Origin of the sequence: Streptomyces sp. NBC_00212 (assembly GCF_045206365.1) — a bacterium.
Lineage (GTDB): Bacteria > Actinomycetota > Actinomycetes > Streptomycetales > Streptomycetaceae > Streptomyces.
Genome location: NZ_CP108115.1, coordinates 8105279 through 8119557 on the forward strand (window position 1 = coordinate 8105279; position 14279 = coordinate 8119557).

Below are 14279 nucleotides of genomic sequence, written 5' to 3' on the forward strand. Positions count from 1 at the left end.
CACCGGGATGCGCGAGGGGCATCCGGAAAGGCCCGCCGGGTCGCGCTTGCCCGCGCCGGCGCGGGGCTGCTCTGATGGCGCCGTGACGCCAGCAAGCGCGACCGAGACGGTCGAAGCGGTATTCAGGATCGAGTCCGCGCGGATCATCGCGGGGGCCGCCCGCATCGTGCGGGACGTCGGCATCGCGGAGGAAATCGCGCAGGACGCCTTGGTCGCGGCGCTGGAACAGTGGCCCATGTCGGGAGTCCCGGACAAGCCGGGCGCCTGGCTCATGGCCACCGCCAAGCACCGCGCGATCGACCTGGTCCGCCGCCGGGAGACGTACGCCCGCAAGCTGGCGGAGGTCGGGCGGGCGCTCGAAGACGTGCCGCCGCCCGACCCGGCGGACTTCGACGACCCGGACCGCATCGACGACGACCTGCTGCGGCTCATCTTCACCGCCTGCCATCCCGTGCTGTCCACGCAAGCCCGGATCGCACTCACCCTGCGCCTGCTCGGCGGGCTGACCACGCAGGAGATCGCCCGCGCGTTCCTGGCCCCCGAGCCGACGGTCGCCCAGCGCATCGTCCGCGCGAAACGAGCCCTCGCGAAGGCCGGGGTCCCCTTCGAGGTGCCCTACGGAGCCGACCGGGACGCCCGCCTCGCCTCGGTCCTCGAAGTCATCTACCTCGTCTTCAACGAGGGGTACTCCGCGACGGCCGGCGACGACCTGGTGCGCCCCGCACTGTGCGAGGACGCGCTCCGCCTGGTGCGCGTGCTGTGCGCCCTGATGCCCAAGGAGCCCGAAGCGCACGGCCTGGCCGCGCTGCTGGAGTTCCAGGCCTCCCGCATCGCGGCCCGCACCGGACCCGACGGCGAGCCCGTGCTGCTCGCCGACCAGAACCGCGCCAAGTGGAACCGCCTGCTCATCCGCCGGGGCATCGAGGCCCTGCACCGCGCGGGCGACGGCCCCTACTCCGTACAGGCGGCCATCGCCGCGTGCCACGCGCAGACCATGCGCTACGAGGACACCGACTGGACGTCGATCGCCCTCCTGTACGGCCGCCTGATGACGATGACCCCGTCCCCCGTGATCGAGCTGAACCGGGCGGTGGCCGTGGCGATGTCGCAGGGTCCCGCGGCCGGTCTTGAACTGGTGGACGCGCTGAGCGACGAACCGGCCCTGAAGGGCTACCACTTGCTGCCGAGCGTACGAGGCGATCTCCTGGTCCGCCTGGGCCGGTCGGCCGAGGCGAGGGCCGAGTTCGAGCGCGCGGCAGGCCTGACCCACAACGCCCAGGAAAGGGAACTCCTCCTGAAGCGCGCGGCAGGCGCCGACCCCGGAGGCTCGGACCTCGAAGGTTCCTAATCCGCTCCGGTGATCTCCTGCGGCGGCAGCGCGGACAGGGCGCGCAGGGCGTTGAGGAAACCCCGGCGGTCCGCGGCCGGGAGGCGGGCCAGGAGTTGGTTCTCGCGGTGTTGGATCGCCGACTGGACGGTGTCGCGGAGGTGGCGGCCCTCGGGTGTCAGGGAGAGCAGCCGGGCCCGGCGGTCGGCCGGGTCCGGGCGGCGCAGGATCAAGCCGCGACGCTCCAAGTCGTCAAGGACGCCGATGATGCGGGTCTTGTCGGCGCCGATGGCCTGGGCCAGCGCGGACTGGGTGCGCACCGGCTCGTCCTCCAGGTGGAGCAGTACGGAGTAGGCCCACATGGCCAGGCCGTGGGCCTTAAGAACGGGAAGTTCGGCGGCCATCAGGGCCCGGCCGAGCGGAACCATCATCGCCGCCAGATCCTTGCGCGCGGACTGTTCGCCGCGCTCCGTCGCTCTTCCGTGCTCTGCCATGGCCAGGAAAATACCCGTTGACAGATCATGTGCTGGAGCAGATCGTATGTTCATGCTTACTAATCTGGATCGGGTGCGGGCCGCCGACGCTCAGGCCGTGCGGTACAGCGTCGAGCTCGTGAGCCACGTGATGCCCGGCGACCTCGACAGGCCCACCCCCTGCGCGGACTGGACGCTGGCCGACCTGCTCGCCCACATGACCGCCCAGCACCGGGGGTTCGCGGCCGCCGCGGCCGGCGAGGGCGAGAGCGAGGACCCCTGGCGGGTCGCGCCGGGTGGAGACGATGCTGTCGAGAGCTATATCGCGGCTTGTGAACTCGTCGTACGTGCCTTCGCGGCGGTCGACTCGGCGGAGGGGAGGTTCGCCCTGCCCGAGTTCGGTCCCGGCCTCACGTTCCCCGCCGCAACGGCCATCGGGTTCCACTTCATCGACTACGTCGTGCACGGCTGGGACGTCGCCCGCTCGCTCGGCCTCCCCTACACGCCCGATCCCTGGCTGCTCGAAGCCGCGCTGCCGATCGCCCTGGCCGTGCCCGACGGCGACGAGCGGCTCGCGCCGGGTGCGGCCTTCCGTCCCGGCTTCCTGCCGGTCGGCGACCCGAGCCTGCTCGGCCGGATCCTCTCGGCCCTCGGTCGCTCGCCGAACTGGCAGGCACATCAGGGGAGTTGATGGCCGCCGGCTCAGCGCGGGGCCAGGGAAGCGCGTGAGTTGAGGATGTCCACATCGCTTCCCGTGGTGTGCCGGTAGGTGTCGGTCATCCGGGCCAGGCCGCTCGCGGACGCGCTGCTCGACCGGTTCATCTCCCGGGCGGCCAGGACCACCGGGGCTGTCGCCTCCCGGCGCAGGCTCTCGTACCGGGCGAGACCCGTCGGCACGTCACCGGCCGCCGAGAGTTCGTGGGCCAGCACGCGGGCATCGACGATCGACTGGGACGCGCCGTTCGCGCCCACCGGATACATCGGGTGCGCGGCGTCGCCGAGCAGGGTCACCCGGCCGTGCCCCCACGCGGGCAGCGGCTCCCGGTCGACCATCGGGTACTCCAGGATCCCGGAGCTGTCCGCCAGCAGACCCGGCACATCGAGCCAGCCCAGCGACCAGTCCTCGACATGGGGCAGCACGTCCGCGAGGCGGCCCGCGCTGTTCCAGTCCGCGTCCTCGGCGAGCGGGCCCGGCTCGGACAACCGCACCAGGACCACCCAGTTGATCCGGCCGCGCCCGATCGGATAGGCGATCAGTTCCACGTCCCCCTCCTTGACGATGGCCATCGAGCGGCCGGTGAGGAACGGCTCGGCCTTTGTCACGCCCCGCCACATCCGGATGCCCGACCACAGCAACGGCCCGCCGTCCGGACGCAGCCGCTCCCGGACGGCGGAGTGCAGCCCGTCCGCGCCGACGAGCGCCGCCGCGCCGGCCTCCGTCACGGCCCCGCTCGCCCGGTTCAGCAGGCGGACGCGGACCCCGTCGCCCTCCTGGGCGAAGTCCACCAGGCGCATGCCGACCCGTACCGCGTCGGCGCCCAGCCGTTCGCGGACCGCCGCGAGGAGCAGCAGTTGCAGCTCGCCGCGGTGGACCGCGTACTGCGGCCATCGGTAGCCCTGCGCCAACCCCCGTGGTTCGGCGAAGAGTTGACGGCCCATCGCATCGCTGTACACGTTCTCCGCCATGGCCACGCCGACCTCGGCGAGCTGTTCGCCGAGGCCGAGCTCGGTCAGTTCGCGCACCGCGTGCGGCAGCAGGTTGAGGCCGACCCCCAGGGGCCGGATCTCCCGCGCGCTCTCCACCACCACGGCGTCGACGCCTGCCGCGTGCAGACTCAGCGCGGCGCTGAGACCCCCGATGCCCGCCCCCGCTATCAGTACCGTCATGTCCGGCTTCCTTTCTCCCGGCTCCACCCTGCGATGCCCGAAGTCAGAAGTCCAAGACATGTTGGATCTCGGAGTCAGAAGCAGTCCTTATCGTCCTTGCACAAGGAAGGAGGGCGAGCCGTCGCCTCCAACAGCCAGCCCCCGTGGGTCACTTGGTGCCGCAGAACTCCGCTTCGGTGATGGTCAGCGGGTCGCCCGTCCAGTCCCCGTTGAAGTTGAAGGCCAGTGCGTGCCCGGCGTCCTTCGTCACCACGGCTTCCGAGGAGGAGCCGTGGATGCCGCCGGTGTGGCCCCACACCTCGGTGCCGCAGGACAGCGTGAGCTTCATCAGGCCGAGACCGTAGGAGGAATGGGGGATCTCGTCGCTGGGGACCGTCGTCGTCATCTCCGCCAGCTGACGCGGCGGCAGCAGCTTCCCGCCGAGCAGCGCCCGGTAGAACCGGTTCAGATCAAGGGAGTTGGAGACGACCTCGCCCGCCGAGCCCGCGACCGAGGGGTTGAATTCGGTGACGTCGTACACCTGGTCCGGCGAGCCGCCCAGCGTCGAGTACGCCCGGCCGCTCGGCTTCGGCATCCGGGCGTCGGTGCCGGGGAACGAGGTGGAGCGAAGGTTCAGCGGGCGCAGGATGCGCCGCTCGGCCTCCTGCGCGTACGAACGGCCGGTGACCTTCTGGATCACCATTCCGGCGAGGATGTAGTTGGTGTTGGAGTACTTCCACCTCGTGCCGGGCGCGAAGTCGGGCTGGTGGGCCAGGGCCGTCCGCACGAGGCGCTCGGGGGTCCAGGTGTCGTAGCGGTGCTGGAAGAAGCCGGGGCCGAAGACCAGCTTCTGGAAGTCCGCGTCCGCCGTGCAGTCGTAGATCCCGCTGGTGTGGTTGAGGAGCTGGCGCACCGTGATCGCGCGCCCGTCGTTCCCGTTGCCCCGCACCAGGCCCGGCAGCCACGTGTCCACCGAGTCGTCCAGGCCGAGCTTCCCCTCCGCCTCCAGCTGGAGCAGGACGGTCGAGATGAACGTCTTGGTGAGGGAGCCGACCCGGAAGGTGTCCTGCGCCTGGCGCTCGCGGCCGGTGCGCGTGTCGGCGACGCCCGCCTCGCCGGTCCAGTGGCCGCGCCCGTCCTCGGCGACGCCGATCACGCCGGGCACACCCCCGGCGACCGTGGCGTCCATGGCCTGCTGAGTGGCCCCATGGCCGGCGGGGTGTGCCCCTGTGGTGGGGCGGGCCTGCCGCGCCGAAGCGGGCGCGACGAACGCGGTGGCGGTCACCGCGCCGGCGAGGACCGCCCCGAGGATCGCGGTCCTGACTCTCCGTGCCGTACGTACTGCCATGGGGGCCTCTTCCCGTGAGTGCTCGCGTGGTGCGCCGGTCGGCCGGTAGGACCCGGGGTCGGGTGGGGGAGTTGAGCGGGCCTGGTGCGGTTGAGCGGGATTCGGCCGTTTGCCCGGCCCTGTCGACGCCGCGGGGCGGTACTCGCCGGTACTCCGCGACACGAGGGGGCGCTTTTGCTCCGCAAGCGTGTCTGCCGCGAGCCGACGATTTAGGTTGGGCGCGCCCGATCCCTTCGCCGCGGGGGCAAGGAAATGCGCCCGGCGCATGTCCGCGGACGCGGGGAAGCCTCGACCCGAGACAGGGGACCCACGTGCGCGAGCTCGGCCGGCGCAGTTTCATGACAGCGGCAGGTTCGCTGGGGGCCCTCCTCGCCACCGGGACCCCAGCCTTCGCCACCCCGCACGCGCGGGACGCGGCGAGCGCGCGCGAGTACGTGGACGTCCAGCTGCTCAGCATCACCGACCTGCACGGCTTCCTGCAGAGCGCGCCCGGGCAGGATGCCGTGATCCGCGGGGCGGGCGGCCGGCGGTACACGGTGGGCGGGGTCGCCTACATGGCCACCCACCTGGAACGGCTGCGGGCGGGCCGGGCCAACTCGATCTTCTTCGCGCCGGGCGACCTGTTCTCGGGCTGGACGCTGGCCGCCGAGTCGATGGCGGACGAGCCGACCATCGAGGCGCTCAACCGCCTCGGCCTCGACTTCGCGACGGCCGGCAACCACGAGTTCGACCGCCCGCCCGGCTTTCTGACCGGCCATATGCAAAACGGCATCCCGTACGCCGGGATGGGGCACACCAACTCCTTCAGCGACTCCCAGGGCGAGCCGTTCCTCGGAGCGACGTTCCGCTACTACAGCGCCAACGCGGTGTGGCGGGACAGCGGCCGGACGGTGCTCCCTCCGTACAACATCGAATGGGTCACCGCGCCGGGCGGGCGGCAACTGCCGATCGGGTTCATCCACCTGACGACGCTCGGCACGGAACGCTTCTCCACCTCGTACCAGCCCGCGCTCTCGACGCTGGCCGAGGTCGCCACCGTGAACCGCTACGCCGCGGAGCTGAAGGCGCGCGGCATCAACACCATCGTCCTGAGCATGCACGACGGGGCCGTGGCCGGGGACGACTTCAACAGCGCGACCAGCCCCTCCGGCCCTGCCTACGACCTGGCCCTGGCGGTGTCGGCCGACATCGACGTGATCGTCACGGGCCACTGGCACTGTGCGTTCAACATGATGCTGCCCGACCCCCGGGGCAATCCCCGCCCGTTCGTGGAGGCCGGCTGCCACGGCCAGCTGATCAACGAGATCAACCTGCGGCTCGACCCGCGCACCGGAGCCGTCATCCGCGCGCTGACCACCTCCACCAACCACCCCAACACCCGTGACGTAGCGCCCGATCCGGTCCTCAAGGAGTGCGCCGACTACTGGGCCGGCTATGCGAACCGGCTCGGCGCCGCCCCCATCGGCCGGGTGACCGCCTCCTTCACCATGCACCTCAGCCCCACGGGCGAGAGCACGATGGGAAACCTCGTGGCCGACTGGGCGCTGTGGGCCGGTCGCCGGAAACTGGATCCCTTCGACAACTCCAACATCAACCCGAACGCGCCCGCCGATCTCGCGCTGATCGCCGTCGCCCCCCGCACCGGCCGCACCGTCATCGGCAACGGGCTGGCGCACATCCAGTCCTCGGGCGGGGTGATCACGTTCGACCGGGCCTGGAAGGCGGTGGGCTACGGCTGTCCCGTCATCACCGCCACCGTCACGGGACAGGCCATCCACGACGCGCTGGAACAGCAGTGGGCCGAGGACGACGGGGAGCTCACCTACGCGCCCCTCGCCGTCTCCGCCAACGTCCGCTACGCCTTCGACGCCGCCGCGCCGCCCGGCGAGCGCGTCAGGCCCGCCGACGTCCTGATCGACGGCGCGCCGCTCGACGTCCGCGCCTCCTACCGGCTCGCCTCGACCGCGTACACCTTCATCGGCGCCGACGGCTATCCAGCTCTGCTGAAGCACACCGAGGCGGTCCGGCACACGCGTGACTTCGAGAGCTTCAACGCCTTCGTACGAGCCAACTCCCGCCTCGTGCCAGGTCCGTTGGGCCGGGTGAGGGCGATCAACGAGTCGACGCCCGGCGCGTGCTTCGGCACCCTGCCGCCGCACCCCTACACCCGCCCGCTGCCCCGGCCGGGCCACCGCGCATGCGAGAACCCGCTGCCCGAAGGCAGGGGCGGGCCAACCCCTGGCTAGGATCACTTGATCATGGACGGGAACGCGGTGGGCAGGGAAGAAATGATCGCCGTTCCGGCGGGGCGGGTGACGTTGTCGGACCGGCGTACGCAGCGTAGTTGGCAGGTCGACGTCGCGCCGTTCCGCCTCGGCGGGTACCCGGTGACCCAGGCGGCGTACGCGCAGGTCGTCGGGGAGTGGCCCAGTACCGCGCGGGGCGAGCGAGGGCCCGTCGAGGGTGTCTCCTGGTTGGACGCCGTCCTCTACTGCAACTCCCGTTCCCGGCAGGAGGGGTTGACGCCCTCGTATCGCCAGGTCGACAGCGAGAGCGTCGCTTGGGACGCGTCCGCCGACGGCTACCGGCTCCCGACCGAGGCCGAGTGGGAGCACGCCTGCCGGGCCGGAACGACCGGGGCGCGGTACGGGCCGCTGGACGAGATCGCCTGGCACCGGGCCAACTCGGGCGAGCGGATCCACGAGGTGGGCGGCAAGCGGCCCAACGCGTGGGGCCTCCACGACATGCTGGGCAACGTGTGGGAGTGGTGCTGGGACGTCTACGACGCCGAGGTCTACAAGACCTACCGGGTGCTGCGCGGCGGTGGATGGTTCGACGAGCCCTGGAGCTGCCGCGCGTCCGTGCGGCGCCGCAGCCACCCGACGTTCCGGATCGACGACGTGGGGTTCCGCGTCGCGCGGTCCGGCACGGCTTGACGCGCGCACAGGTACGCGAGGGCGCCTCAACTGCCGCTCAGGCAGCGTCCGTTCGGGTCGCGGTGACCGCCACCGTCGCGTAGCGCATCGTGAAGCCGCCGCCCAGCGCGTCGACGGCGGCCCCCGCCTCCCGCAGCACCTCGGCCAGCTGGTCGGCGGCGAGGCCGGTGAAGATGCCCAGGGTGGGCAGCTGGTCCAGCCACGCGTCTCGGGTGTAGGTCCGCTCCCAGGGGAAGCGCCACTGCTCCGGCTCGTCGAATCCGTGCGCCTTCCGGATCCCGTCGGCGGACTTGGCGAGCACCGCCGCGTACGCGGCGAAGGTGGGCCGCGCCATGCCCTGGAGGTCGAACGCGGAGTGGGGCACCACCCGCCGGTAGCCGGTGGCCAAGGCTTCCGCCACCTCGGGCGGCAGCTGGAACGCGTTCCAGAACGCCGTGAGCAGGCCACCGGGCCGCAGCGCCCGCGCGGCCTTGGCCGCCCCCGCGACCGGGTCGATCCAGTGCCAGGCCTGCCCGGCGGTGACCGCGTCGAAGGTCCGCCCGGCCGGCTCCCACGCCTCGACGGTGGCCACGTCGACCTCGACCCCGAACCGCCGGGCCACATCGGCCATCCGCGCGTCGGGCTCGACCCCGAGCACGTGGCACCCCATCGCCTGCAACTGCCGGGCGGCGATTCCGGTGCCGCAGCCGACGTCCAGGACAGCGGGACCGGGGGCGGCGGCGACGATCCGGCGCACCAGGGCGTCGGGGTAGCGGGGGCGGGCCCGGTCGTAGCGTTCGGCGTCCGAGCCGAACGACTCGGCCATACGGCGGGCCCGATGGGGCTCGTTTCCGGCAGGGAGGGGCTGCTCCGGCGGTAGAGTGGGCATGCGCCCACTATTGTGGGCATGTGCCCACTCGTCAATGGGGGGGGCTTGACCCGAGAGGATCCGCGATGCCGACCGGTGTGGCCCTGCGCGACCCGCGCGAGCAGTTGTTCGACGCCGCCGAGCGGATCCTGCTCCGGGACGGTGCCGGCGCGCTGACCAGCCGGGCCGTCACTCTGGAGGCGGGCTGCGCCAAAGGCGTCCTGCACCGGCACTTCGAGGACTTCGACGCCTTCCTCGCCGAGCTCGTCCTCGATCGCATCGGCCGGATCGACGCCCAGGCCGCGGGCTTGCGCGACTCGGCCGGAACCGGCACCGTCGCGGACCACCTCACCGACGCGCTGACGGATCTGTTCGGGCCGGTGGCGACGGCGATCGTCGGCCTCGTCGTCTCCCGGGACGCCCTGCGCACCCGGCTGCGCAGGAGCACGCCGCGCGGCGTCCCGCTCCTGGCGGAGGCCACCGCCATGATCGCCGAGTACCTCGGTGCGGAGCGCGACCTGGGCCGCGTCGCGGCGGACGCCGACATCGACGCCCTCGCCCCCACACTGATCGGCGCCGGACACCTGCTGTTCGCCGGGCAGGAGGGCGGCCCGCCAAAGACCGAGACCGTCCGCAGAACGGTGACCACGGTCATCGCCGGAGTCGTGCGCGAGACCCCGACGGCCTCGACCTGACACGCTGTCAGGCACTTACCTTTCGGGCGTGCTGGGTAGTGTCGTGGCGCAATGGTGTCCGTGAGGGGAGACCTGGTGACCGACCCGACCGACGGCTTCGACCCGGCAGTACGGCGGATGATGTCGTCCAACGAAGCGAACTGGGATGCCCGCACCCCGGTCCATCTCGCCAGCCGTTTCTACGGCCTGGCCGACAAGACGGCCGACCCCGAGCGGTGGTTCGGGGCGTACGAATGGCAGGACCTCGGCGAGCTGGAGGGCCGCGACGTCCTGCACCTCCAATGCCATCTGGGTACGGAAACGGTGGCGTTCGCCGCGCGCGGAGCCCGCACCGTCGGGCTCGATCTCTCCGGCGCGTCCGTGTCGGCGGCACGGGCGCTGGCCGCCGAGTCCGGCTTGGACGTGGAATACGTCCAGGCCAACGTCTATGACGCGGCCCGGGCGCTGGACGGGCGCCAATTCGACGTCATTTACACCGGCAAGGGCGCCCTGTGCTACCTCCCGGACCTGCCCCGCTGGGCCGAGACGGTCGCCGCCCTGCTGCGCCCTGGCGGACGGCTCTACCTCGCCGAGTTCCACCCGCTGTTCAACTCCCTCGGCCCCTCGCCCGGTCCGGACGAAGGCACCGAACTGCTGCTGCGCCACGACTACTTGGGCGGTCGTGGCCCCGTCCGCCGCGACGCCACGTACACCTACACCGACGGTCCGGCCGTGCAGGGTGCGACCGAGTGCTTCGAGTGGATGCACGGGCTCGACGAGGTGATCAACGCCCTCCTCGGCGCCGGCCTCAGGATCACCGGGCTGCGCGAGAGCGACGAACTGCCCTGGCCCCGCTGGCCCCGGATGGTGGCGACCCCGCAGGGCTGGTGGCGGCTGCCCGACACCGCGCCGCGCATCCCGCTCCTGTATGCCCTGCTCGCGCAGCGCTGACCCGTTACCGGCGCCGACACCCTCCTCCGATCCTCCAACTCCCTTGTCCCGAGCCTGATTTGGAGGCACGGCTGCGGGGGACAATTACACCGGGTGCATCCCCCGCACCGCTCCCGCGCGGGGCGTGCGGCGAGGAACGGGGAAGGGGCGGCCTTCTATGCGGAGAGGTAAAAGCCGGTTAGCCCGGGGCGCCCCCGAGTACCGTCCCGCGAAGGGACTTCGGGGCGCCGCCGCATTCCTCGGAACACCGACGCGCATTCATGACGCTTGTGCACAAGCAGGGTTGAGGCACGCCCGTTTCCGTTCAGCAACTGGTCATGTGACGCATCCTCCGAGTTTCGCGCGTCTTTCGCTGTCCTTGTGGTTCGTGCGGTTGAGTGGTGCCTGTTGGCCGCCCGGAGTCGGCGCTCGTTCTCGGCGGCGTGTCATGGGTTCGGCCATCCTGTTGTGTTGTATTTCTTGTGCCCGCAATCAAAGGATTCGTGTCGCGTAGTTCTTCGGGCCGTCAGGTGGGGAGCCGGAACACCACTCCCGGCGTGGCTGCGTAGCTTTCGAATGAGGGAGTCGATATGTGGGGCGTGGGTCGACGCAGCTTCATGACTGTGGCGGGATCACTCGTGACGATGGCGGCGACGGGCACGCCGGCCCTGGCCAGCGGCCACGCCCGCGACGCCGCGACCGCGGCCGAGTACGTGGACGTACAACTGCTCAACATCACGGACCTGCACGGCTATCTGCAGGCGCCACCGCCGAGCGACGCGGTCATCACGGGCGCGGGCGGCCAGCAGTTCACCGTGGGCGGCGTCGCCTACCTGGCCACGCACCTGGAGAACCTGCGTGCCGGACACGCCAACTCGGTGTTCTTCGCGCCGGGGGACCTGTTCTCGGGCTGGGAGTTCCCGGCCGAGTCACTGGCCGACGAGCCGACCATCGAGGCGCTCAACCGCATGGGGCTCGACTTCGCGACGGCCGGAAACCACGAGTTCGACCGCACGCCCGGATTCATGATCGACCACATGGAGCACGGCAGACCGTACACGGGCGAGGGCTGGACGAACAGTTTCCCCGACTCCGCCGGACGGACCTTTCCCGGCGCGGACTTCCGTTACTACTGCGCCAACATGCTGTGGGGAAATTCCGGAAAGACCGTTCTTCCCCCGGTGAATGTCGAGTGGGTACAGGGTCCGGGCGGGCGGCGCCTTCCGATCGGGTTCATTCACCTCACGGTCACCGGCACCGAAACCTCGTCCACGGGATTCCAGACGGCCCTTCGCATGCTCGACGAGTTGCAGACCGCGAACCGCTATGCGGCGCTGCTCAAATCGCAGGGCGTCAACGCGATTGTGCTCAGCATGCACGACGGGGCGGTGGCCGGAAGCGATTTCAACAGCGGAACCGAACCCACGGGGCCCGCCTACGATCTCGCGCTCGCCGCGTCGCCCGACATCGACGCGATCGTCACCGGGCACTGGCACTGCGCGTTCAACATGATGGTGCCCGACCCCTCCGGCAGGCCGCGTCCGTTCGTCGAGGCGGGTTGTCACGCGCAGCTCATCAACGAGATCAACCTGCGCCTCGACCCGGTGACGGGCAAGGTCGTACGGGAACTGACGACCTCGACCAACCATCCCAACACCCACGATGTGACGCCCGATCAGGACCTCAAGGAAACCGCCGACTACTGGACCGGCTACGCCGACAACCGGGGCGCGACCCGCATCGGCCGTCAGACAGCCACGTTCACGCGCACCCTGAACAGCATGGGCGAGAGCACGATGGGGAACCTCGCGGCCGACTGGGCGCTGTGGGCCGGGGCCCAGAACCTGGACCCCTTCGACACGGGCAACATCTACCCCAACGTCCCGGCCGACCTGGCCCTGATCGCGCTGGCCCCCCGCCTGGGGCCCAGCGTCATCAACACCGACCTCACCCTCGACGCGACCACCCAGGGAGCGGTCTCCTACCGCAAGGCGTTCAACGCGGTGGGCTACGGGAACCCCATCCTGACGGCCACCGTCACCGGTCAGGTCATCCACGACACGCTGGAACAGCAGTGGAAGTTGAAGGGGACCGTGCTCACGTACGCGCCCTTCGCCGTGTCCCACAACGTGCGGTACACGTTCGACGCCGCGGGATCGGCGGGCAACCGGGTCGCCCCGGCCGATGTGCTCATCGACGGCACCCCGCTCGACCTGCACGCCACGTACCGGCTCGCCACCACGGCCTACACGCTGATCGGCGCGGACGACTACCCGGCGCTGCTCGACCACACCTCACCGGTGCGCCACACCCGTGACTTCGAGAGCTTCGTCGCCTACGTCCAGAGCCAGTCCGTCCTCACCCCCGCCCCGCTGGGCCGGGTCACCGCGCGCAACGCGGCCGCACTGCGCGCGGACACGGGCGAGCTGCTGCCGCTGCCCCGGACGCGCAGTGCGGACAGCGAGCCGAGAGTGGCCTCGGCCGGCACGGACGGCGGCGGCTCGGGGCGCTGCTGATCGCCACATCCCGCCCCCGCGCTTCGGTCGCGCGGGGGCTGCCGCCGGGCTCACGACAGCGCGCCGGTGGTGAGACGGGCGCCCGGTGTGCTTCTTGGCGCTCGTGGGGGCCGCGTTGTTCGAAATACCGCCGGGCCGGGACGCGACGTCAGTCGTCCCGGCCCGTTTCGTCGTCCAGGTGGGGATCGCGGCCCGGCAGCGGCGGAAGACTCAGGTCGCCGGGCACCGGGCCGCTGTCGACGCCGCGCCGGTAGCGCTGCACACGGACCTGAAGGTGCATGCGGCGCGCCTGCCTGCCCAGTTCGCGGCGCTCCCGACGGCCGGCCTCGTCGTTGTCGAGCTCGGCGGTCCGCCGTGGACGACTGTCTCGGTGAGGACGAACTGGCCGGCTTCGAAGAAGTCGAGCAGCCCGGAGCGGACGTCGTGAGCATGGGCGACGCCAGCTACACCAAGATGCTCGGCCGTATCTACAACTGAGCGGAAGCCGATACGGGGGCGGCGGCCTGCCTCAGCACGTCGCCGCTTTCGGGGGAAGGGGTTCGATGATCCTGCTCAGTGAGCTGCCCGTACTCGACGAATGCGACCAGGTGTACATCGCAGGGGGCGGCCCGGCGGGCGAGTGCCTGCGGCTCAATCCCGCGGCGTCCCGGCTCTGGCGCAGCACCGTCGGAACCCTGCGCGAGGACGACCTCGCCGCCCTCCCCGAACCGTCCAGAAGCTTCCTGGAGCAGCTGCTCCGGCGTGGAGTCCTGTGCTGGCAGGCCCGATGAGCGGCGCCGCGCAGCACCCGACGATCGCCCTGGTGAACCCCTCCGTGGGGTACTCGGACCGCCGCAAGTCCAAGCCCATCGGCCTGGCCTACATCGGCGCCTACCTGGCCCATCACGGCTTCCCCGCAGCCGGGTTCGACTTCGGCGACAGCCCGCAGTCCCCGGCCGCGCTCTCCGGCGAGCACGGGCTCGACCGCTTCGAGACCGTCGGGTTCTCCGTCTACAACGAGTCGCTCGACGCCACCCTGGAACACGCAGCCTGGGTGAAGCGGCGCAACCCCGAGGCCCTGGTGGTCCTCGGCGGGCCCCATGCCACGGCCGTGCACACCGAGATCATGAGGGACTGCCCCGACATCGACGCGGTGGTGCGCCGCGAGGGCGAGAAGCCGATGCTCGACCTGGTCAGGCCCCGGCACGAGAGCCGGCTCGACATTCCGGGAACCACCGTCCGTACGCCTTCGGGCGAGATCAGGGTCAACATCGATTCGCCGTCCCTCGACGATCTGGATTCCCTTCCCTTCCCCGATTTCCCCTTCGTCTCCGACTCCGGCTACCCGCCGCTGACGTACTTCGACGCGAACCGCGGAATGGT

General features: G+C 71.1%; 14 protein-coding genes and 1 pseudogene. 10 read left to right on the forward strand and 5 right to left on the reverse strand.

Translation table 11 applies throughout. From position 1 onward, the window contains the following. Positions 1 to 7: 7 nt before the first annotated feature. Positions 8 to 1348: an RNA polymerase sigma factor gene (locus OHA17_RS37055; protein ID WP_406510153.1), complete on the forward strand. Its 1341-nt coding sequence runs from the start codon at positions 8 to 10 to the stop codon at positions 1346 to 1348. Here the strand turns inward: OHA17_RS37055 and OHA17_RS37060 are convergent. Continuing rightward, entirely contained in the window at positions 1345 to 1821 is a 477-nt protein-coding gene (locus tag OHA17_RS37060) for a MarR family winged helix-turn-helix transcriptional regulator (protein ID WP_406510154.1), read from the reverse strand. The two genes, OHA17_RS37055 and OHA17_RS37060, sit on opposite strands and share 4 nt — an antisense overlap. Before the next feature lie 52 nt (positions 1822 to 1873). On the opposite strand from OHA17_RS37060, the gene OHA17_RS37065 reads away from it, so the two are divergent. Further along, positions 1874 to 2491: a TIGR03086 family metal-binding protein gene (locus tag OHA17_RS37065; RefSeq protein ID WP_406510155.1), complete on the forward strand. Its 618-nt coding sequence runs from the start codon at positions 1874 to 1876 to the stop codon at positions 2489 to 2491. Between the two features lie 11 nt (positions 2492 to 2502). Here the strand turns inward: OHA17_RS37065 and OHA17_RS37070 are convergent, their stop codons facing one another. Together OHA17_RS37070 and OHA17_RS37075 are read right to left on the reverse strand one after the other, a co-directional pair. Further along, entirely contained in the window at positions 2503 to 3687 is a 1185-nt protein-coding gene (locus OHA17_RS37070; RefSeq protein ID WP_406510156.1) for a flavin-dependent oxidoreductase, read from the reverse strand. A gap of 148 nt (positions 3688 to 3835) precedes the next feature. Further along, positions 3836 to 5014, reverse strand: coding sequence for a serine hydrolase domain-containing protein (locus OHA17_RS37075; protein ID WP_406510157.1), 1179 nt, complete (start codon positions 5012 to 5014; stop codon positions 3836 to 3838). Positions 5015 to 5325: 311 nt separating this feature from the next. Between OHA17_RS37075 and OHA17_RS37080 the strand changes: the two genes are divergently transcribed. Continuing rightward, positions 5326 to 7260, forward strand: a complete 1935-nt coding sequence (locus tag OHA17_RS37080) for a bifunctional metallophosphatase/5'-nucleotidase (RefSeq protein WP_406510158.1) — start codon at positions 5326 to 5328, stop codon at positions 7258 to 7260. 12 nt (positions 7261 to 7272) lie between these two features. Then, positions 7273 to 7950 (forward strand): formylglycine-generating enzyme family protein, encoded by a 678-nt coding sequence (locus tag OHA17_RS37085; protein ID WP_406510159.1) that lies wholly within the window; start codon positions 7273 to 7275, stop codon positions 7948 to 7950. 37 nt (positions 7951 to 7987) lie between these two features. Here the strand turns inward: OHA17_RS37085 and OHA17_RS37090 are convergent, their stop codons facing one another. Beyond that, positions 7988 to 8818 carry a class I SAM-dependent methyltransferase gene (locus OHA17_RS37090; RefSeq protein WP_406510160.1) on the reverse strand — a complete coding sequence of 277 codons (831 nt, stop codon included), beginning with the start codon at positions 8816 to 8818 and terminating at the stop codon, positions 7988 to 7990. A 65-nt stretch (positions 8819 to 8883) separates the two neighbouring features. Here OHA17_RS37090 and OHA17_RS37095 point away from each other — a divergent pair, with 65 nt between their 5' ends. The 3 genes from OHA17_RS37095 to OHA17_RS37105 all read left to right on the forward strand — a co-directional run bounded on the left by OHA17_RS37095 (position 8884) and on the right by OHA17_RS37105 (position 12917). Continuing rightward, complete coding sequence (locus OHA17_RS37095) at positions 8884 to 9492, forward strand: TetR/AcrR family transcriptional regulator (protein ID WP_406510161.1); 609 nt, start codon at positions 8884 to 8886, stop codon at positions 9490 to 9492. Between the two features lie 117 nt (positions 9493 to 9609). Next, positions 9610 to 10422, forward strand: coding sequence for a class I SAM-dependent methyltransferase (locus OHA17_RS37100; protein ID WP_406510914.1), 813 nt, complete (start codon positions 9610 to 9612; stop codon positions 10420 to 10422). Positions 10423 to 11018: 596 nt separating this feature from the next. After that, positions 11019 to 12917, forward strand: a complete 1899-nt coding sequence (locus OHA17_RS37105) for a bifunctional metallophosphatase/5'-nucleotidase (protein ID WP_406510915.1) — start codon at positions 11019 to 11021, stop codon at positions 12915 to 12917. Between the two features lie 148 nt (positions 12918 to 13065). On the opposite strand, the gene OHA17_RS37110 is transcribed toward OHA17_RS37105, so the two are convergent. Next, positions 13066 to 13197: a hypothetical protein gene (locus tag OHA17_RS37110; protein WP_406510162.1), complete on the reverse strand. Its 132-nt coding sequence runs from the start codon at positions 13195 to 13197 to the stop codon at positions 13066 to 13068. Between the two features lie 74 nt (positions 13198 to 13271). Here OHA17_RS37110 and OHA17_RS37115 point away from each other — a divergent pair, with 74 nt between their 5' ends. From OHA17_RS37115 to OHA17_RS37125, 3 genes and pseudogenes are all read left to right on the forward strand, one after another. Next, positions 13272 to 13394, forward strand: coding sequence for a hypothetical protein (locus OHA17_RS37115; protein WP_406510163.1), 123 nt, complete (start codon positions 13272 to 13274; stop codon positions 13392 to 13394). Between the two features lie 65 nt (positions 13395 to 13459). Further along, on the forward strand, positions 13460 to 13687 hold the full coding sequence (locus OHA17_RS37120; RefSeq protein ID WP_406510164.1) for a hypothetical protein: 228 nt from the start codon (positions 13460 to 13462) through the stop codon (positions 13685 to 13687). Next, positions 13684 to 14076: pseudogene (locus OHA17_RS37125) on the forward strand (cobalamin-dependent protein); the annotation flags it as partial. The gene OHA17_RS37120 and the pseudogene OHA17_RS37125, both read left to right, overlap by 4 nt. Between the last annotated feature and the right edge of the window lie 203 nt (positions 14077 to 14279).

Coding starts and splice junctions, on each gene's coding strand:
- OHA17_RS37055 (WP_406510153.1), top strand. CDS start 8: ATGCGCGAGGGGCATCCGGAAAGGCCCGCCGGGTCGCGCTTGCCCGCG.
- OHA17_RS37095 (WP_406510161.1), top strand. CDS start 8,884: ATGCCGACCGGTGTGGCCCTGCGCGACCCGCGCGAGCAGTTGTTCGAC.
- OHA17_RS37110 (WP_406510162.1), bottom strand. CDS start 13,197: ATGCACCTTCAGGTCCGTGTGCAGCGCTACCGGCGCGGCGTCGACAGC.
- OHA17_RS37060 (WP_406510154.1), bottom strand. CDS start 1,821: ATGGCAGAGCACGGAAGAGCGACGGAGCGCGGCGAACAGTCCGCGCGC.
- OHA17_RS37070 (WP_406510156.1), bottom strand. CDS start 3,687: ATGACGGTACTGATAGCGGGGGCGGGCATCGGGGGTCTCAGCGCCGCG.
- OHA17_RS37075 (WP_406510157.1), bottom strand. CDS start 5,014: ATGGCAGTACGTACGGCACGGAGAGTCAGGACCGCGATCCTCGGGGCG.
- OHA17_RS37120 (WP_406510164.1), top strand. CDS start 13,460: ATGATCCTGCTCAGTGAGCTGCCCGTACTCGACGAATGCGACCAGGTG.
- OHA17_RS37100 (WP_406510914.1), top strand. CDS start 9,610: ATGATGTCGTCCAACGAAGCGAACTGGGATGCCCGCACCCCGGTCCAT.
- OHA17_RS37085 (WP_406510159.1), top strand. CDS start 7,273: ATGGACGGGAACGCGGTGGGCAGGGAAGAAATGATCGCCGTTCCGGCG.
- OHA17_RS37065 (WP_406510155.1), top strand. CDS start 1,874: ATGCTTACTAATCTGGATCGGGTGCGGGCCGCCGACGCTCAGGCCGTG.
- OHA17_RS37105 (WP_406510915.1), top strand. CDS start 11,019: ATGACTGTGGCGGGATCACTCGTGACGATGGCGGCGACGGGCACGCCG.
- OHA17_RS37090 (WP_406510160.1), bottom strand. CDS start 8,818: ATGCCCACTCTACCGCCGGAGCAGCCCCTCCCTGCCGGAAACGAGCCC.